15 protein-coding genes and 1 riboswitch are annotated in these 19,332 nt (G+C 32.0%); all 15 genes read right to left on the bottom strand.

Annotated elements, in window-relative coordinates; all coding sequences use genetic code 11:
- Positions 1 to 45: 45 nt before the first annotated feature.
- Positions 46 to 134, bottom strand: a riboswitch (cyclic di-GMP riboswitch).
- A 182-nt stretch (positions 135 to 316) separates the two neighbouring features.
- Complete coding sequence (locus tag U472_RS08210; protein WP_068717383.1) at positions 317 to 2,107, bottom strand: secretin and TonB N-terminal domain-containing protein; 1,791 nt, start codon at positions 2,105 to 2,107, stop codon at positions 317 to 319.
- A complete protein-coding gene (locus U472_RS08205) occupies positions 2,097 to 2,705 on the bottom strand; it encodes a hypothetical protein (RefSeq protein WP_068717382.1) in 609 nt (202 codons plus the stop codon). Before U472_RS08205 ends, U472_RS08210 begins: the two co-directional genes overlap by 11 nt.
- On the bottom strand, positions 2,692 to 3,984 hold the full coding sequence (locus U472_RS08200; protein ID WP_068717380.1) for a hypothetical protein: 1,293 nt from the start codon (positions 3,982 to 3,984) through the stop codon (positions 2,692 to 2,694). Before U472_RS08200 ends, U472_RS08205 begins: the two co-directional genes overlap by 14 nt.
- Positions 3,985 to 4,327: 343 nt before the next feature.
- Positions 4,328 to 4,879, bottom strand: a complete 552-nt coding sequence (locus U472_RS08195) for a prepilin-type N-terminal cleavage/methylation domain-containing protein (protein WP_068717378.1) — start codon at positions 4,877 to 4,879, stop codon at positions 4,328 to 4,330.
- An 11-nt stretch (positions 4,880 to 4,890) separates the two neighbouring features.
- Positions 4,891 to 5,244, bottom strand: coding sequence for a type II secretion system protein (locus tag U472_RS08190; protein WP_068717376.1), 354 nt, complete (start codon positions 5,242 to 5,244; stop codon positions 4,891 to 4,893).
- A gap of 2 nt (positions 5,245 to 5,246) precedes the next feature.
- The gene (locus tag U472_RS08185; RefSeq protein WP_068717374.1) at positions 5,247 to 5,684 is read right to left on the bottom strand and encodes a pilus assembly FimT family protein; all 438 of its coding nucleotides are present in this window, start codon (positions 5,682 to 5,684) and stop codon (positions 5,247 to 5,249) included.
- 56 nt (positions 5,685 to 5,740) lie between these two features.
- Positions 5,741 to 6,949: a type II secretion system F family protein gene (locus tag U472_RS08180; protein WP_068717372.1), complete on the bottom strand. Its 1,209-nt coding sequence runs from the start codon at positions 6,947 to 6,949 to the stop codon at positions 5,741 to 5,743.
- Positions 6,950 to 6,966: 17 nt separating this feature from the next.
- Positions 6,967 to 8,469 (bottom strand): GspE/PulE family protein, encoded by a 1,503-nt coding sequence (locus U472_RS08175; protein WP_068717370.1) that lies wholly within the window; start codon positions 8,467 to 8,469, stop codon positions 6,967 to 6,969.
- 18 nt (positions 8,470 to 8,487) lie between these two features.
- Positions 8,488 to 9,042, bottom strand: coding sequence for a hypothetical protein (locus tag U472_RS08170; protein ID WP_068717368.1), 555 nt, complete (start codon positions 9,040 to 9,042; stop codon positions 8,488 to 8,490).
- Positions 9,043 to 9,058: 16 nt separating this feature from the next.
- Entirely contained in the window at positions 9,059 to 10,060 is a 1,002-nt protein-coding gene (locus tag U472_RS08165; protein ID WP_068717365.1) for a type II secretion system protein GspK, read from the bottom strand.
- A gap of 416 nt (positions 10,061 to 10,476) precedes the next feature.
- The gene (locus U472_RS17395) at positions 10,477 to 10,599 is read right to left on the bottom strand and encodes a hypothetical protein (protein ID WP_281201086.1); all 123 of its coding nucleotides are present in this window, start codon (positions 10,597 to 10,599) and stop codon (positions 10,477 to 10,479) included.
- 336 nt (positions 10,600 to 10,935) lie between these two features.
- The gene (locus U472_RS08160) at positions 10,936 to 12,261 is read right to left on the bottom strand and encodes a glycoside hydrolase family 5 protein (protein WP_068717364.1); all 1,326 of its coding nucleotides are present in this window, start codon (positions 12,259 to 12,261) and stop codon (positions 10,936 to 10,938) included.
- A 140-nt stretch (positions 12,262 to 12,401) separates the two neighbouring features.
- Positions 12,402 to 14,240: a glycoside hydrolase family 3 protein gene (locus U472_RS08155; protein WP_068717362.1), complete on the bottom strand. Its 1,839-nt coding sequence runs from the start codon at positions 14,238 to 14,240 to the stop codon at positions 12,402 to 12,404.
- A 47-nt stretch (positions 14,241 to 14,287) separates the two neighbouring features.
- Positions 14,288 to 15,931, bottom strand: a complete 1,644-nt coding sequence (locus tag U472_RS08150; protein WP_068717360.1) for a methyl-accepting chemotaxis protein — start codon at positions 15,929 to 15,931, stop codon at positions 14,288 to 14,290.
- A 1,156-nt stretch (positions 15,932 to 17,087) separates the two neighbouring features.
- Positions 17,088 to 19,247, bottom strand: coding sequence for a carbohydrate binding domain-containing protein (locus U472_RS08145; protein WP_083189827.1), 2,160 nt, complete (start codon positions 19,245 to 19,247; stop codon positions 17,088 to 17,090).
- Positions 19,248 to 19,332 lie beyond the last annotated feature (85 nt).

The following is a 19,332-nucleotide window of genomic DNA, read 5'->3' as shown; positions in this document are numbered from 1 at the left end:
CTCTCCCACAAACTAAATGAAAGAAATAGGGTTCTCCAAATCTCTTTCGGTAGTCTGACAATCTTAGCATATTACTATGCCGTAGACTCATAACTTTGCGACCCTACCTTTCAGTAAGTGTGCCTTTTTCGTAAGGAAATAATTTTTATTTAATTTATTAATCAATACCTCAAATAGAAGAATATTTATCTTCTTTCAGTATATTTTACTAAATAAACCTATAATTATCAAGATTTTTTAGAAATCAATTACATTAACATTTAATTATTTTTATTCAAAAATATTATAGTTAAATAGTCAATAAATTTAACACTTTCTAATCTTTATTTATCAATTTTTCTCCCTTCTCCATCTCTTCCTCTACTTTATCTAACATCTCTTGCTTCTTCTGTTCTACCTCCATATTATCTTCATCAAGTACATGAGGAGTAATATAGATTACTAGCTCTGTCTGCTTCAACTCATTACTGCTACTCCTAAATAGTTTACCTAATAATGGAATATCCCCTAAGATAGGTACTTTGGATTCAGTAGTAGTACTCTCATCTCTAATCAGTCCTCCTAATACAATCGTCTCTCCATCTTTGACTCTAACGGTAGTAGTAATCTCTCTACTATTAACATTAGGAGGACCAGATTTTGGACGTGTACCTGGATTACTGACAGTTGGATTCAACTTCAAGGTAATCTCTCCAGTACTACTGACCCATGGGGTAACATCTAAGGTAACCCCAGTATTAATACTCTGATAATCTATAGTCTCTTCATCATCATCATCTCTCTTAACCACCTGATAATACTCAACTGTATCTACATTAATCCTTGCCTGTTGACCATTTAAGGTGGTAATATTAGGATTTGCCTTAACAGTAACCTGTCCTGCATTTACAAGGGACTGTAAAGTTACATAAAAGTCCTTGGGTAACTCTAAGACTGACTTATAATTTAAAAACCCTGATACACTATCAAATAGAGTTCTTTCATCATCATAATCGATACCCAACTTTGCTTGTGGACTTTCACCTTCATTATGGGATATATCTAAAATTAATGCTTCCACCACAATTTGGGGAATCTTCTGATCGATCTTAGCAATAAATTTCTTTAAATCCTTAAGATCATCTTCAGTCCCTGTTACCAAGATAGCATTCTGCTCTTTAAAGACCTTTACATTGGTGCTAGCTAAACTATTTGGTAATAACTTCGGTACCTGCTCAGCCTCTAAATAACGCAAGGGAATTAAAGCATCTGTAGTAAATAAAGAGGATGTAGGGCTACTAACACTCTTATCCCCAATTAAATAGATATCATTGACTTTACTATAAGTAAAGCGTGTTCCCGATAAGATAATCTCAATGGCTTCCTCAATAGAACGGTCTTCTATCTTAAGGTCAATTCTCTCTCGAACCCCACCATATAGAGCCATATCCTTCCCACTTAACTTAGCAATAGTCCGCAAAACCTCACTAATATCAGCCTGCTCCACATCGATACTTACCTGTTCATCGATTACTGAAATAGCTAAGTTTCTTCTAGAATTACTCTCACCAACCTTAATCACCCGATAGATTTGATTATGTTCACTTAAAGCAAAGCCATTAACCTCTAAAAGATTCATCAATCCTTCTTTTAAAGGAACATTATCTAAATCAATAGAGACTCGCCCCTTGACTGAATTATCCATAATAATATTAATCTCTGCTTGCTGAGCAATCTCCTTTAATATACTTCTAATCTCTCCATTACTGATATGGATAGATAACAAATTATCTTTTACCTCAACCTCTAAGGGTTGCTCAAACTCCTTCTTACTGACTAAATAGGTATTATCATTTATCTTTTCAAACTTATAGCCATAAGCTATAGTCAACGTCTCTAGAGCATCCTTTAACTTAACATCTGTTAAATTTAGAGTAACCCTTCCTTCTACCGTCTCATCAGGGACCAAATTCATTCTACTTTGATCTGTTAGCATTACCAATACATCTTTAATCTCTCCATCCCTTACTTGTAAAGTAACCAACTCTTCTTCAGCAATAACTTGAGCTGAAAATATGATGATAGCAAATGCTAGTATCAAACTTATTAATCTTTTCTTATTCGACATCTTTATCACCTTCTCTATTAACACCTTTTATAATCAAATCAATCGATAATTTAGTAGAACTCTTATTTGCTGTAATTGCTAAATAATCTATCTTTAAAAACTTGCTACTACCCTCTATAGAGTCTAAAAAGCTTACTAAATCATTAAGACTTCCCTTTAAATTCAGCCTACATACTAGGAGGGTCAACTCTGTAGTCAACTTCTCCTTTGCTCTATTATATTGCTCATCATCAAACTCTGAAAAATCTATTTTTTCCATCTGCAAACTCTTATCTCTAACTTCCAAACCACTTGCCCGAATATACTCTTCTATTAAGTTTAATAACTCTAACTTAGCTCTATCCTTACTTTGATTAAAGAAAGTAGAATTAACCCCTAGTAGCCTCCCCTTAGTCCCTTCTAACTTACTTTTGATTCGATTAGCATTATTTAAAAGACCTTCATTTCTCTTTAATAAAGCCTTACTCTTGATTATCTTATATCCAATACTTCTATGATTTTTCCATAATGGTATCAAAAATCCTTTTATTAGAGAAATAGTTAAAATTATTATTATAGCTAATGTTAGTAATCTAGATTCCCTCTTATTTAGTTTCATCTACTAAATCACCTGCAATTCTAAACTCCTCATAATCACCCTTACTGACAATATTACCTACAAAGTATAAGTTTATAAAGTATTGAGACTCTTCTAAACTTGCCATTACCTCTGTAGCAGAAGGAGCATTTCCTTCTAATAAGATCAACCTATTACCTTTAAAGACTACTTGGTTAATACCTATATCACCAGTTAAGATTCGACTAAGTTCCATCAACCAAGGCAAATAAGCAGAGTTACGGTCAGTTACTTTATTTAATAGTTCTAACTCTATTCCAACCTCCTGCTCTTCTATCTTTAAATCATTTACCTTTAATACTAAAGGCAGTGTTCTATTTATAACCTCCTCTACCTTAGCAAGCTCTCTATCTTCAATCTTTAATTTCATAATCAAAGACAGACTATTAATTAGTAAGATTAGTATGATTATAGCTGATATCTTTATTTTAAAGCTTCTATCTTTCTTCTCTTTGCTAGTAGATATCTTTTTTAAAAAGTCCTGACTATCTAAGTTTTTTTCTACCTTAGCTAGCTCAGTCCAGAAATGGGCTGTTTCTGGAATATTTTGTTGATTAGCTAACTCTTCTAAATTCTCTTCAGTTATTCTCTTCCCACCTACTATCAGCTCTGGAGAATAGTCTAAATTATAAGTATCCTCTAGATAGTTAATAGTCTCTTCTACCTCTCTAGATAAGTCATCTACCCTGCTACTACTTCTAATATAAGCATCATCCTTATTATAGAAGACAAAACATTGATAATCTTCCATCAAATCAAGATACAAGACTGGCTTAGAGCTAGTCCTATTTTTTTGATGTAATTGATTAAAGATTAGAGTCATTGGAATAATAGCTTTAACCTCTATTTCTGCCTGATAACAAAGCTGATATAGTTGGTCAATATAATCCTTTAATGCTATAAATACTATAACAATCAACCTATTATCAGACTTTATTGAATGATAAGTAAAGTATAAACTACTCTCATCATAGGGGAACTTCTTTAAGACTTGTAGCTTAATAATATCTGTCAACTTATCTTGGGCATTAGTTGGTAATTGCAGAGTACGAATAAATAACCTAGTAGGTGGTATTAATAGTGATATTCCCTTTACTTCTTGGGGTAGCTGATGTAAATAAAAGGGTAACTCTATCTTCTTTAACTCTTCTTTTATATTAAATTTATTATTATAAATAATTTGATCTTTCTTAACTTGAACCAATCTCAAATAACCTTGATCTAACTCTAAATAAGTATGCTCCTTACTAAAAAACCCCATTTGATTCTCCTCTCACCATAGATAAATAGCTATAAAATGAAATTTAAGAATAATAATGCGACACTTTCTACTTCAGTGTATAGTGTAAAGTTGATAGTTGATAGTTAGGTTCAAAACATCTACCTCATCCCTTAATCCCCCTACGAGTCTAAAAGGTAAGACTCTTCGTGAAAAAAGCATCTTCTCCTACACTAGGAGAAAGGAAAGCAAAATCTTTAATTCCCCCTCTCCTAAGGTAGGAGAGGGAGCTAGGGGGTGAGGTCTGAAAGTATCTTAATACACCCATAACAACACACTAGCTATATTAAAATTTAATTACAACAATTGATTAATTTAAATGATTTTAATATTTCTGTTCTATATAAATATCAATAACTAGAGCAGGCAACTCTATATCTTTACCTCTTAGTTCTAATTTTACAGCTAAAGGCAGACCTTGATTAGCTCTATACTCCCAATCACTCTTCCAATACTGATTTTTAGAATCATAAAAAGAAAATTCTAAATCCCTTAAATTAATATCAGCCAAAAAAAGGGTCTCTTCTATTAACTTATCCTTCTCTAAATCAATCACTTGTCTCAGTAACTGATTCTTAGCAGGATTATACTGATATCTGATTTTGCTTAAACCCTTTTCTGTCAAAATTATTCCTTCAAAACCATGATAATCTCCTAAAAACCGGTTATTATATATATCTGATGTAAATAGATTATGTAGATCTCTCTTTAAAAATTGGTCAACTACTCTCCATTCCTGCTCCAATGCTTTATCTTCTTTCCTCTTCTCCCAAGTAGAGAAGCCCAAATTAAAAAAAGAGAAGACAGAAGTCAGAATAATACTTGCAATTGTAATAGCTATTAAAATCTCTACTAATGTAAATCCTTCTTCTTGCATTTACCTCTCCCCTAATCTTCTACAATAAGAATTCTTTTGATAGAATAGTTCTTCTCTATACCATCTTCTTGCCAACCAATATATAAAATTAACTCCTTTAAATCTTTATCAAGATGCTTCTCTACAGTCCACCACTTATATTCATTATTCTGATAAAAAAAGACACCATGATTATTCAATTCAATCTTAGTGGTCAACTCACTAATCTTACTCTCTGCCCAGATAGAAATATAATTATAATTGCTATTACCTTCAATCCCATCATTGACCTCTGTAAAACCTTGAGTTAAAATAGCAAATCCGATACCTAAAATAGCCATTGCTATTATAACCTCTAACAAGGTAAATCCATCTTCATTGTTCATAATTACTCCTCCAAGCTTAGCTGTCCATTGAGAGGATTAATACTTAAGCTAAACTCTTGATTATTAGCTAAAACTCCCCTTAAAACTCCTCCTGAATTTGTCCTGTTTGGATAGAAAGTAATCTTTTTATCCTCTACCTGCTTTAACTCAATCCTTTTGATTCCTTCATTAAATACCTCTTCTATCCCAGCGTTATCCCTATAAATCAACTTATTATCCTTAACCAATATTGTCTGTTCTTGATTACTAATAATAGCTTGATCTCTTACCTTCTCTACTATATTGAATATCTTTCGTTCTGTACTCTTTCCCGTAATTGAATCAAATAATAGATCAAAAGTAGGTAAGACCATAGCTAATACTATCCCCATTAAGACTATCACAATCGTTAACTCTAATAAGGTAAACCCTTCTTCTTTACTTATTGATAATTCAGTCATGATTTAACCCCACCTACTTTCCTTGTTACTAATCATTTATTATCTGTTACTGAATCTTAGATAGAGATATTATTAACCCCTAAGATAGGTAATAACATCGAAATAACTATAAGACCAATAATCAGCCCCATAAAAAATATAACTAAAGGCTCAAAAGCTTTCATTAATTTCTCAATTTTTTTGCGGCTATTCTTTTCAAAGTTTTCAGATATCTGTACTAACATAGTACCTAATCGACCAGTCTCTTCACCAACACCTATCATATAAATCACTATCTCTGGAAAAACTTCTGTCTTCGCTAAAGCCTCCGATAATGCATTTCCCCTTTGAACTTGGGTTATAGATTTAACTATGGCTCTTCTAAAGAGAGAGTTATTAGTTAAATACCTACTTACTTCTAAAGCCTTAATTAAGGAGACACCATTAATAAGCATACTACCTATACTCCTAGTTATCTTAACTATAGTCAGATCAGTTATTAAACTTCCTAGTATAGGTATCTTCAAAATAAATTGATCCAGTCTTTTCTTACCATTCTCACTCTGGTAATACTGCCAGATACCTAAACCCGTAACTAATGTAATAATTGCTATTATTAATCCATTACTAGAGATAAACTGGCTAATATCTAGCAATAACTTAGTTGAGAAAGGTAAACTTTTACCGTACTTTCCATAGATCATCGAAAACTTAGGTAAGACATAAGTAATCATTACTAAAATAGCTAGTAAAGCCACTAGCAATAAAATCATTGGATAGATCAAACTAGAGATAATAAAGGATTTCAGTTCACTATGATCTTCTAGATCTTGAGCTAGACGCTGGCAACTTAAATCAAGAAATCCTCCTTCTTCTCCAGCTTTAATCATACTGATATAGCTATCAGAAAAATAATTAGGATAATCACTTAAAGCTTCTGCAAAGTGTTTTCCACCTTTAAGCGATTTATTTAGATTAACTATAATCTCTTTAAACTTGCCTTCCTTGATTAAGCGCTGGGTAATACCCAATGCTTCTCCTAATTGGATACCTGACTTTAGGAGATTAGCCAATTGACTTGTAAATAAAATTAGGTTATTCTCTTTATTAATAAAGAGAGAAGTGGTATCTTTGATCTCAACCTTTGTACCTTCTTCCAAACTAAAAGGTGATAAATTCTTTGCTTCAATCTTTTCAAGAGCAATAGTTGAATTATCAGCATCTATAATCCCCTCTACTGTTTGACCAGTATCCTGATTGATGGCTTTGTAAGTGAATTGAGCCATCCTAACTCCTCCTATCTTTAATTTTTAGTTGCTCTAAATACTTCATCAAGAGTAGTAATTCCAGCTTTAACCTTCTCTACCCCATCTTCAAATAAACTCTTTATCCCTTTTTTCTTAACTGCATTTCTAACCTCACTAACCCCTTTCTGGTGAGTTAACAGAGATTTTAGCTCTTCATCAAAGATTAGCAATTCATAAATACTGGTTCTGCCTTTAAAAGCGATTTGGTTACACTTATCACATCCTTGAGCAAGATAGACCCTCTCAAGCTCTCCAGCAAGAGCTCCCAACTCTTCTTCATTAGGATAGTACTCTTTCTTACATTCAGGGCATAATACTCTAACTAGTCTTTGTGCCATAATTCCTCTTAGGGCTGAAGCTAAGAGATAATGCTCAATCCCCATCTCTATTAAACGGGTAACTGCTCCAACTGCATCATTGGTATGCAAAGTAGCAAAAACTAGGTGTCCTGTTAAAGCAGCTTGAATTGCTATCTTAGCAGTCTCCACATCACGAATCTCTCCTACCATTACAATATCAGGATCATGGCGCAAGATTGCCCTTAATCCATTAGCAAAGGTGAAATCTATCTCTGGCTTTACTTGAATCTGATTGATACCATCTATTTGGTATTCTACTGGATCTTCAATAGTAACTATCTTCTTTTCTGAAGAATTAAGATGATTTAATGTAGCATACAAGGTAGTTGTCTTTCCACTTCCAGTAGGACCTGTGACTAGAATGATTCCATTAGAGTAACTGATTAAATCACTATAATCTCTCATTAAATCTTGATTAAAACCTAAGTTATCAAGCTCTAATAATATCTCAGCCCTATCTAATAACCTCAAGACTATACTCTCACCATATAGATTAGGAATAATAGAGATTCTTACATCTAGCTCCCTTCCCAAGACCTTAATTCTAACTCTTCCATCTTGGGGTAATCTACGTTCAGCAATATCCAAATTAGATATAATCTTAATTCTAGTCACAATTGCTGGAAAAAGACTCTTAGGTGGAGCGGGTTCTTCATATAGGTAACCATCAATTCTATATCTAATCTTGATCTTGTCTTCAAAGGGTTCAAGATGAATATCACTAGCCCCTCTCTTCAAGCCAGTAGTAATAATAGTATTAACTAAACGAATAATTGGAGCCTCATTAGCCAATTCTTCTAGATTTTCAATTTTAGAGTCTAGATTAAGGTTGATATATTCATCTAACTCATTCTCTTTAAAATCACTTAGCATACCTTCTACTGTATCTAAAGGAGCCTCCAAATACTCACCAATTAAAACCTTTATTAAAGCAGTAGCTATTAATCTAAATTCTATTTGAGAATTAGAATAGACTCTTAAATCATCGATAATATTTAATGGAGGTCTTTTGTCAGTTATAAACATCACCTTAGCACTATCATTCTTTATTGGAAGTAAATTATATTCCTTTAATATCTCCTTGGGGAAATTGGTTATTGATTTTATATCAATCTTCTCAACTAAATTTTCGTAATCCATGATCTTCACCCTAACTAATTATTTATTAAATTCTAAGATAAACTCTTTTTGCTTATCATCTATTAAGATAACTTGTCCTTTTTTAATTTCATGAACTTTATAATTATCAATCTTCTGACCTAAACTTAAGATATAGGTCTTATTAGTCTCTTTATCAGCTATAAGTGCTCTACTATTACTCCCAATTTCAGAGATAGCCTCTAAACGTAAATTCAATTTCTTAGAATTATTATTTCTTAAGAAATTAGGCAAATAGGTATCTGGAGAGTTATCAACTACTCTTTCCTCTTTTTTAACCTCTTCTACCTTCTCTTTCTTTAATTCTTCTTTCAAATTAAAATAGTTGTTAGCAACTATACCCTGCCAATCTTTTGTGGTATTATTACCACTAGCTTCAACTACTGGATTGATATTATCTAATTTTATCTCTAACTCTTCTAGGTTTAAACTTAAAGTTACTATAGCTTTATCATCCAGTTTAAACTCTTGCCAAAGATTCCAACAATAGACTAGACTGCTAACTATAATGGCTAATAGAATTATATTTAAAAAGAATCTTACTCTACCTGACAAAATTCTCACCTCCAAATTACTTCTCAGACCATCTTAATATCTTTATCTCCCATTGGTTTTTATCATTTCTTACTCTTTTTACTGTACTTCTTAACTCTTTCACCTTCTTACCGCTTAAATTATAGCATTGGACTTCTATCAAAAAGTATCTTGACTCAGTAGTAAAATAACTTTTAATAGCTTGATTTGAAATCTTCAGTTGGGATATCTTTTTGATATTACCCCTTCTATTTGCCTCTAATATTTTAATTCTATCAGCCCTATTTACCTTTAATATCTTAAATAATAGCTCCAAAGTTTCTGATGAAGCAAAATTAATATTAATACTCCCTTGTGTACTAATATAATTCTTTAGCTTATCTAATGTGCTCATACTAAGCCCTTGTAAATAAAGAACCTGTAAGTCATTAATCTTACTAACAATACCTTTTTCCTTCCGTTTTTTATCTAAAAAATTAAGGATTAATTGACTTTCAAACTGATCTATATCTAAAAAATCCATCAGTACCTTTAGTCTTTCTAAACTATTATTATTTAAGTTAAAAGCTCCATAGGTAGTAAAAACCTCTTCAACTTTGGAATAATCATCACCTATAATTTCCTTTAAAAGTATTAATTCTGGAATTAACCTCTCTTTAAAATATCCTTCTACCTCTTTATCCCACCAATTAAGGTTCTGTAAATCTTCTACTGATAGGTAATTAATATTTAATTTACTTCCTATATCTTCGATTTTTACTCGATATTTAAAGTTATTTAGTTCTCCTTCTATTGCTTTAACCCATTGATCCTCTTTATTATCATGATTATTATTATCAGCCTTCAATTCATTAACTCCTAATGTAAATCCTGAAACTAAAGTTTGATAAGCATTTTGGCTATCTAGATTATTCCTAAGTAATAAACTAGTTAAATGAATTTCGTCTACTAAGTTGACAAAAATAATACTGAGAATAACCATAGACCATAAGACTATTATCAAGGCATATCCTTGGTTTCCTTTATACATTGGTTTCATTTTATCCCCTCTAAATTTATATAAATTTACATAATTCTGATTTTTTATCCAATGTGCTCTATTAGATTTCTTTAATTAATACATTTTTTCCTGCTTTGCGACAATAACTTTTATAAATTTGTTAAACTATAAAATAAATGTTAATAAAGATAAAGCTACTAGTTCAATAAAAGTTTAGTGCAATTAATCAGAGAATATATCATCTTGTTCTTAATCTTAAATTATTTAGAATTAAGATAATTTCACAAAAACCATATTATTTTAAGATTATTAACCTTTACACCCATTTTACCAAGATCATTTAAGATAATTATCTTTCATTATTCAAAATAAAAACAGGGGAAATTCCCCCTGTTTTTATCATTATTTTATAATTATAGAGTTACCTAGTAGAAATAAGATAATAATTCAAATACTTAATTTAATAATTTCAGCTCTGCTAAAGCAGTAGCAACTGCTTTTACATCACTACCTAATTTGGCAGTAATAATCTCAATATCATCTACTAAAGAGTCCATAGCTCTTCTTTTAATCTCCAAAATAACTTTATCCTCAAGTAAATCCTAAAAGTAAGATACTCCTCCTTCAACTACTATAGTATCAAGATTGAAGATATTAATTAGGTTTGCCATTCCTATACCTATATATAGAACATGAAAAAAATTTGAATTTATTTAGAAACAAATTAAAGACAAAATTCATCTCCACACTCACTTTCACAGACTAAGTTCAGACTAAGAGCTAACCAAAAATTAAAAAGTTTAAATTTGTTAAAGCCTGCTTTTGGTCAGATTTCAGTCTGCGTCTAAAAAGGTTTTAAATTTCTTTTTATAGTTGTTTATCTATATCATAAATTCTCCTAATCAATCCTTTAACTATTTAAAAGTATATCTCTTAACTAAAGTAGCTATCTCCTCATAATAACTACAATTTTCCCATAAGAAAGACTTTGGATAAGATTCCATATCTCCCCAAGGAATATCACTTAATAATGGTTTTAGCTTCTGTTCTACATAAATCTCCTGTAACATAGCTCTTAACCTAAAATCTAATTTAAACTTCATCTCTTCAGACATTACTTCTACATAACCTTTTTCTTCTAAGAAATTAAAGACGTCTTTAGACTGCTCCTTTTCATCCTTTAGATTCCAACTACAACTTTTAACCAATCCCATCCATAAAGTCTCATCTTTTGGATAAACCAACCCCATAGCCTGAGCATCCTTATAAGACCATAAAGTCCAAGATACATTATTCTCTTCTAATATATCTAAAGTCACCTTTACTAAATTCTTGGCATAAGCAATTTCATATTTACTGAAAACAGTACCAGTTTCACCACACCATAGTGGTCTTTGAAACTTCTCTCTTAATCTATTTATTAAACCTTCAAGGTCAGCTTTTATCTCTTTGACCTTTACAGGAGCAGGATAAGCTTCTGTTAATGAATACTGAGGATAAAAATGGAATGAATAAGCAATCTGCTTATCCTTTGGTAGCTCAAACTTACTAAAATCTTGAGCCCAACTATCCCCTTCCAAAAATAAGATGTGATTATTATCAACCTCCCTAATGGCTCCAATAACTTGATCAAAAAAATCATTAAAGACCTTAGCATCAGGTACAAATACAGGTTCATTAAGCAAGTCATAGCCGGCAATATATCGATTATCCTTATAATAATCAGCTATAAATCTCCATAAGTTCACTACCCTCTTACGTAAAGAAGCATTCTGCCAGAAATATGAGACTCCTAAGTTATTATCTGAATGAAAATCAGGATTCTGACCTCCAGGTGCAGTATGTAAATCTAAAATTGCATAAATATTATACTTCTTACAAAGACTTAATACCCTATCTAAATGTTTAAAAGCACCTTGCTTATACTCTCCAGGTCTTTGGTCATCCTCAAAGTGGCGATAGCTAAATGATAACCTAAGAAGATTAATTCCTAGCTCCTTTAAAAAGATAAAATCATCCTCTGTGATAAAATTACTGAGATATTTATCAAATAGTTCCTCTGCTTTATCCTGATCATATACTTCAGCAAAGGCTGCTCTTTTTTGTTGGTCATTTCCGGGTAATCCAGTCATAAAGTGCTCCATATTCATCCATGTTCCTAAACCAAAACCTCTTAGCCTTATCTTTTCTCCTTGATAAACTAAATCTTCTCCTGATACTTGAATAAAAGAATCATTCATAATCTATCTCACCACCCCTTACATATATTGTATATTAAATAGTTAAAAAATAATGATGGCAAAATATCAACAATATTTTACCATCATCAAAATTTCTAGAATATAAAAAACTATCAATTCCCACCTAATCAAACTACTCTTTAATCTTCTAAATCCATCTCTAATCCATACCCATATTCAAATAATGGATTATAATCTTTATCATTTATATTAATAGGGAGTTGATCAATACTTCTTGGCCAAGATACAGGTAATTTACCTGTGAAATTATAATCGCCAAAGATTAGATCAGCTACCCCTTGGCCTTCACTTCCTGGCAACCAGGCTACCACAAAGGCATCCCAGTCATCAATATAATCACTAATGATTAATGGTCTACCTGATACCATAATCACTACTACAGGTTTTCCTGATTCCTTGATTTCTTGCAGAGTAAGAAGATCTTGATAGCCAAGGGATAACTCTCCATCATCTCCCTTGCCTTCAGCATAAGGTCTTTCCCCAATTACAGCTATAGCTACATCTGCTTTACTTATATCATCTACCACTTCTCCATGACCTTTAATCGCTTCTTTTATACCATCTAAGATTGTAGTTCCAGAAGTAATATTACCACTTCTACCTTGCCACTCAATAGTCAAACCTCCTGATTGATTACCTATATCATCAGCATTAGAACCTGATACATAAACCTTATAATCTTTAGTTAAAGGTAATATATTACCCTTATTCTTTAGTAGAACTAGTGATTTTCTGACAGCCTCTCTAGCTATCTCTCTATGCTCCTTGGAACCAAAGCTACCTTCATTTAATACTTCACTATCTGCCAATGGATTCTCGAATAAACCAGCTTTAAACTTAATTCTTAAAATCCTTCTGACAGCATCATCAACTCTTGCTATACTCACATCTCCATTATCAACTGCCTTCTTCATAACATCAATAAGCTCTTTCCATCTATAGGGCTCCATAAACATATCAACACCAGCATTTACTGACTTGACTATCTTATCATAATAAGTAGGAGCAGCGATTTCATTCATAGCTTCCCAGTCAGAGATAATATATCCTTCAAAACCAAGCTCACCTTTTAATAAATCCGTTAATAGATACTTATGAGCATGCATTTTCTTACCCTGATAGCTACTAAAAGAAGCCATTATCGTTCCTACATTCTCTTCGATAGCTTTAATATAGCCAGGCAGATGAATTGCTCGTAAACTCTTTTCATCAATGGTTAGATCTCCTCTATCAATTATATAACCCGCATCACCTGTGCCCCAATCAGTTCCACCATCACCAATAAAGTGTTTGGCTGTTGCAATAACATACTTCCCACCCATCTCAGCATTTGGACCTTGTAATCCTCTTATATAGGCTCCTGCTAAAAGCTCTTGTAATTCTGGTGATTCTCCAAAACTTTCATAGGCTCTCCCCCATCGTTCATCACGAGAAACAGCAACACAAGGTGCAAAGTCCCAATCTAGACCAGTAGCTGCAACCTCTTTAGCAGTTATCTGGGCAACCCTTTCTACCAAGTCAGCATCAAAAGTAGCACCTAATCCAATATTATGAGGAAAGATAGTTGCCCCTTTAACATTATTATGTCCATGAACTGCATCCACTCCATAGACCAGAGGAATAGTCAGTCTAGTACTTAATGCTTCAGCTTGGAACTTATTATACATATCTACCCAAGCTTTAGGTGTATTCCCTTTTGGAACTGACCCACCTCCACTTAAAAGTGACCCAAGCTTATATTTCTTTATATCTCCTTCTTCAATTCCATTTCTCTCAGCTTGAACCATCTGCCCTATCTTCTCTTCTAAGGTCATTTTGCTGAGTAAATCATCCACTCTAGCTTCAATTTCAATATTAGGGTCGCTATAAATGCTCTTCTCTAAAGTTAATTCATCATTATTCCTACACCCTATAATTAAAGTAATTAAAATCAAAGTTAAACTAAAAAAAAGATGCATCTTTTTTTACCATACACCATCTCTTCACCAACACTTTCCTTAATCTATTATTTTAAATCATAATTGGCTTCTACCACATTATTGATTAAATACAGCTGTTCTTTAGATATTTTAGCCTGTTCTTTAATCTTAAAATATAATTCTGTGTTTGCATTGGTTAACTCCTTGATTATTCCACCCATTTGCTGTACAGAAACTAACGCCTCCTGAGTTTGACTAGATACCTCTTCACTTGAGGCAGAGATTTGTTCAACCCAAGAACTCATCTGTTCACTAGCACTAGCTTGGTCTTGAGCAGAGTCAGTAACCTCCCCCATTCTATTAGTAATATCAGTAACCAAATTATTAATATCATTGAAAATATTGACTACATTATCATCTTTGTCACTAGACTTTGACATCATATTTACTACTATCTTTACAACATCCTCTATTTCATTGGTCATTTTCTTTACCTCTTTAGTTGCTTCCATACTTTCATCAGCTAAATCCTTAATCTCTTCTGCTACTACCGCAAAACCTCGACCAGCATCTCCTGCTCTAGCTGCTTCAATTGCAGCATTTAAAGCCAATAAATTCGTTTGATCTGTTATTTTCATAATCTTATCTGAAATCTTATTAATCTTACTTACACTAATCTTCAAATCTCCCATAACATCTGATGCTCTATTGACAATCTCTGCTCCTGATTTAATTCTTTGATTAGTAACTTGTATAGTATCATAAGTACTCTTTCCAGATAAAGAGATAAACTCTGCTTTCTCTGATAATTCTGTAATTCCCGTTGCTACCTCTCTAATAGCTATAGCTACTTCCTCTACAGCTTCTGATATCTCATTATTTCCAGACATAAGATTTTGAATTACTTCATAGCTTTTGGTCACTTTATCCTCTAACTTATCAGCAATAAACTTCATATCTTCAGCAGAATTACTCACTGCTTCTGCCTTATTAGCAGCTTGATACGTCTCATCCTTAATCTTATTAGTAACCTTATTAATAGCTTTATTGATAGTTAAACCTAAAACAAAAGTAATTACCATCCCTATAAGATTAAAGATTATTACCTTCTGTCTATTATCTTCAATTTGCTTAATAACTTGATCAAAAGTCTTATATAACCGATTCCAATTATACTCTTTTAAATGTTCATTAACTGTACTGATATTATTCTCTAATATACTTAGATCTTCCAAAACCATATTTCTTATCATTCCTGTACTATCTTTCCGTTCTTTATTCAATGCTGCAAAATTATTATTATAACTCTGTAAAACATTTAAGGCTTTTAATACTTTTTCATCTTGTATATATTCTTTTAATCTTTCTATATTCTTTCCTATCTGAGCAAAACGCTTTTGATCTGTAATACCTTCAGAATCTGAAAAAGATAATCCTGCCTCTTCTCCATAAATCCTCTTAAGCTCTTTGGATAATCCACTATCAACATTAGTTACTATTTTTACTGCAGGAACCAGTTTAGAATTTAAGAACTCAATATCTTTTTTCATCTGATTTGTATTGGAGACTACAAAAAAGCCAACAATGAGCATAATTAATAATAATGATACAAACCCAACCTTAAACTGCTTATTAACAGTTAGCTTTGCTATAAAAGCAATTTTAAAGCCCTTATTAGAATTTAACTTTGAAATCATATCAACCGACTTTAAAAAGTTAAAAATCTTCATTACTATCACATCCCTTCCCAATTAGATATAATATTTAACTTCTCCATCTACTTAATATCAATCATAATCATTCATTACTCTAAAGGATTCTGCAATCTTTCTATATTATCAAAGATTTTAACTAGAAATCTATAAGACAATGATACCTAATAGCAACTATAAAAATACCGATAAACTTTTTAATAGGTTAAAAAATAAATAAGAAAGGGAATATCAATATATAAGGAAGATTATAACAAGATAACAATTAATCAGATACCTTTATTCATAAAGATTAATTATGATTAAATATAAATCTTTAAATTTAAGAGTTTGAATATTAAGATCAGAAAAGAGATTGTGGCAATTTATTTAAAGGTCTAATCAAAATAATTTTGTTTTTTGAGAGAAGAGTTAGGGACTCTCCTCCCTTTTTATATCTATAGGAATTAAATTAAAGAAAACTTAGTTAACAAATAAATATTTTAGATTCAAATTAATCTATAGACACCAAAGTCTAAAATGAAACAAATCCAAAAAATTATTAATCACGGATTAATATAGCTAACATATAAATTAAAAATACAAAAAGCAATCATATAGTTTATTAAGATCATTAATTATAACTAGCTAAATTCTTTGATCTTTCATCAATTACTGTCTTTATTAATTTTAATTGGTGTTAATCTGTGTAAATTTGTAGCAAAGTATTTCTTATATTTCTTTTTAGAGTTGTTTATCTATATAGGTTCGTGACTTTAGACTGAAATTTTCCAGTATTAATATTTCTATAAAAGTTTTATAATTATATTAAGTTATAGACAAAAGTTATATGTTCTAGATACTATATTGGATAAATTTCATTTTAGGTTCACAAATCTATATATGTCAAATAAGAATTAATAAAATTAGTCCATATAATAAATTTATCTCATAACCATCATTAGTCATTATTTAATAAGAGAAAGAGATCAATCTCTTTCTCTTATCTATCTTTAAGGGGTAAAACAACAACTTTAAAAACTTCCTTACATCTTCGATTAAAACACTGGAAAATTTTAATCTTTTTTATTTATTCTAAAAACCATCTTAGTATACTTGTAACTCTATAATAGAGTCTATTGTAGGTCTTTATTCTCTCCTAGTTACACTAACTTATATCTATAAATAAACCTTATTAATTAACTTCTTCAATACTTACATCATCAATATAAATCGTAGTTGGTCTTCCATCTTCAGTCTTTCCTAAGCTGAAGACTAATTTTGGACTATCATCTCTACTCATTGATACATCGAAACTATACTCTGTCATATCACTAGTTAAAGTTGGCTTCGTTTCACCATAGACAGTCCATGCCCCTCCATCTTCTTGTACCATCACTATTATATCTCTATCATCTTCTGCTCTTGCTTTAAAAGAGACTTTATAATCTCCTTTATCTAACTTTAAATTTTGTACAAATTGAATTGCCCAAGTCTGACCTCCAAGAGCAGTAACATCAATCTTGAACTCACCATCTTCTACACCATAGTCACTGACTGCTCCACCTTCACCAGACCATACATACCAGTTGCCTAAAACACCTAATTTATCGGCAATTTCATTGTCAAAGCTACCATTAACAATTACACCTGCTTTAACTGAAGTAGCATTAGGTTCTTCTGAACTATGATTTCCATCGTAGTTATCTTCATATTCACTATTCCATACTTCTTGACCAGTAATTGACTCTGAATTTGTATCTTCAAAAATCTTAATATAGTCTATCTCCATAGTTTGTGGGAATCTTGTACTAGCATCAGGGTTACCTGGCCAATTTCCACCAACAGCAATATTTAAGATTAGAAAGAATGGATGATCAAATACCCAAGTGCTTCCTACTTCTGCTGCATTGGCTACATGGTATAAAGTATCATCTACATACCATTCAATCTCATCTTCATCCCACTCTAAAGCAAACTCATGGAAATCATCAGAGAATTTGCCTTCTTCTAAAGTATAGGCACTACCTTTACTCGGTCCTGAACCATGAATTGTTCCATGAACAGTTGATGGTTCATAACCAACTAACTCCATAATATCAATCTCACCACAGTCTGGCCACGGGTTCTCAGCTATATCAGCACCTAACATCCAAATAGCTGGCCAGATTCCTTGCCCTTCTGGAAGTTTAGCTCTAATTTCCACTCTACCATAAGTAAATTCAAACTTATCTTGAGTAATCATTCTTGTAGAAGTATAGTTATAAGTTCCATACTCATCGCTTCTTTTCTCTTCTTTAGCTGTAAGTACTAATTTACCATCTACTATCTCTGCATTTTCACCATCAGTATAATACTCTAATTCAGCATTACCCCAGCCTGGGATACCCTTAGCCTGACCATTTCCTACTTCAAATCTCCAATCAGCTAAGTCTACCTTAGAATCAAAACTATACTCTTTAACAAGTTTCCAATTCTCTACCTTATCTTCATCTGCTTCAGTCAATGACCCCTCATCTACTAGTTCTACTTCCCCAGTCTTAATTAAACTAACATCATCTATATAGTAGGTTCCAGGATTTAGTAGCCAGAACTCAAACCGGCTATTCTTATTTGTCTCTGTTTCCATTGTGAAGTTTAATTCATAAGTAGTCCATTCACTTGTTAAGCTTTCATTTTTTTGAAGATAAGCTCCCCAATTTGCATCTGCTACTCCACCAACCTTAACAGTTAAATCCATCTCAGAACTAGCTTTAGCCTTAAATTGAACCTTATACTTACTTCCTCTAGTTAAAGTAAGTGGACCTTGTAATAATTGTACAGAATATCCTGCATCATTTTGGCTTACATCAACTTTAATAGCTCCATCCTGTATAGTAGCATTGCCAGAGCCACCAGCACCTTGGAAATAGATCCAACTACCTTCTGTGTCTACGCTTCCTTGAGGAAGGTCTCCACTACCATCAGCTGGTACTGCATCTGATAATGCTTGATCAAAAGTACCATTGCCCACTAGATTAAGGGCATTTAATTTAGCATCTAATATTGAATCAGTTATTATAGATATATCCTTTGTCCATCTTTCATAAGCCTCATCAATAACCTCAACTGTATAGTTGCCCTGCGCTAAATTAAATTGTACATTACTTCCTTCTTTATTTCCTACCTCTTTACCACCCTTTAAAATCTTTACAGTAGCTGTTAGGCTATCTGCGGAATCAACATCAGTAATGCTTACTGTCAATTTAGACATATCTCCTTTAACCTCATTACCATTACATCCTACCACAGCTACTAAGCCAATTACTAAAAATATTAGTACAGCAAATCCCTTCTTAGAAAATAATCTATTCATCTTTTCCCTCCTTATAATATTTTAATCTGTATATTATAAGAGGTGACTATAAAGAGATTCTAGCTTCTCTTTTTCTTATTATCTT

The sequence above is a fragment of the Orenia metallireducens genome, assembly GCF_001693735.1.
Taxonomy (GTDB): Bacteria; Bacillota; Halanaerobiia; order Halobacteroidales; family Halobacteroidaceae; genus Orenia; species Orenia metallireducens.
Note: the sequence above shows the minus strand (reverse complement) of the source record. Positions and strands in the feature narration are given on the sequence as shown.

Excerpts from the sequence above, each read along its gene's own strand:
- U472_RS08210 (WP_068717383.1), bottom strand. The coding sequence starts at position 2,107 with ATGTCGAATAAGAAAAGATTAATAAGTTTGATACTAGCATTTGCTATC.
- U472_RS08205 (WP_068717382.1), bottom strand. The coding sequence starts at position 2,705 with ATGAAACTAAATAAGAGGGAATCTAGATTACTAACATTAGCTATAATA.
- U472_RS08200 (WP_068717380.1), bottom strand. The coding sequence starts at position 3,984 with ATGGGGTTTTTTAGTAAGGAGCATACTTATTTAGAGTTAGATCAAGGT.
- U472_RS08195 (WP_068717378.1), bottom strand. The coding sequence starts at position 4,879 with ATGCAAGAAGAAGGATTTACATTAGTAGAGATTTTAATAGCTATTACA.
- U472_RS08190 (WP_068717376.1), bottom strand. The coding sequence starts at position 5,244 with ATGAACAATGAAGATGGATTTACCTTGTTAGAGGTTATAATAGCAATG.
- U472_RS08185 (WP_068717374.1), bottom strand. The coding sequence starts at position 5,684 with ATGACTGAATTATCAATAAGTAAAGAAGAAGGGTTTACCTTATTAGAG.
- U472_RS08180 (WP_068717372.1), bottom strand. The coding sequence starts at position 6,949 with ATGGCTCAATTCACTTACAAAGCCATCAATCAGGATACTGGTCAAACA.
- U472_RS08175 (WP_068717370.1), bottom strand. The coding sequence starts at position 8,469 with ATGGATTACGAAAATTTAGTTGAGAAGATTGATATAAAATCAATAACC.
- U472_RS08165 (WP_068717365.1), bottom strand. The coding sequence starts at position 10,060 with ATGAAACCAATGTATAAAGGAAACCAAGGATATGCCTTGATAATAGTC.
- U472_RS08160 (WP_068717364.1), bottom strand. The coding sequence starts at position 12,261 with ATGAATGATTCTTTTATTCAAGTATCAGGAGAAGATTTAGTTTATCAA.
- U472_RS08155 (WP_068717362.1), bottom strand. The coding sequence starts at position 14,240 with ATGCATCTTTTTTTTAGTTTAACTTTGATTTTAATTACTTTAATTATA.
- U472_RS08150 (WP_068717360.1), bottom strand. The coding sequence starts at position 15,931 with ATGAAGATTTTTAACTTTTTAAAGTCGGTTGATATGATTTCAAAGTTA.
- U472_RS08145 (WP_083189827.1), bottom strand. The coding sequence starts at position 19,247 with ATGAATAGATTATTTTCTAAGAAGGGATTTGCTGTACTAATATTTTTA.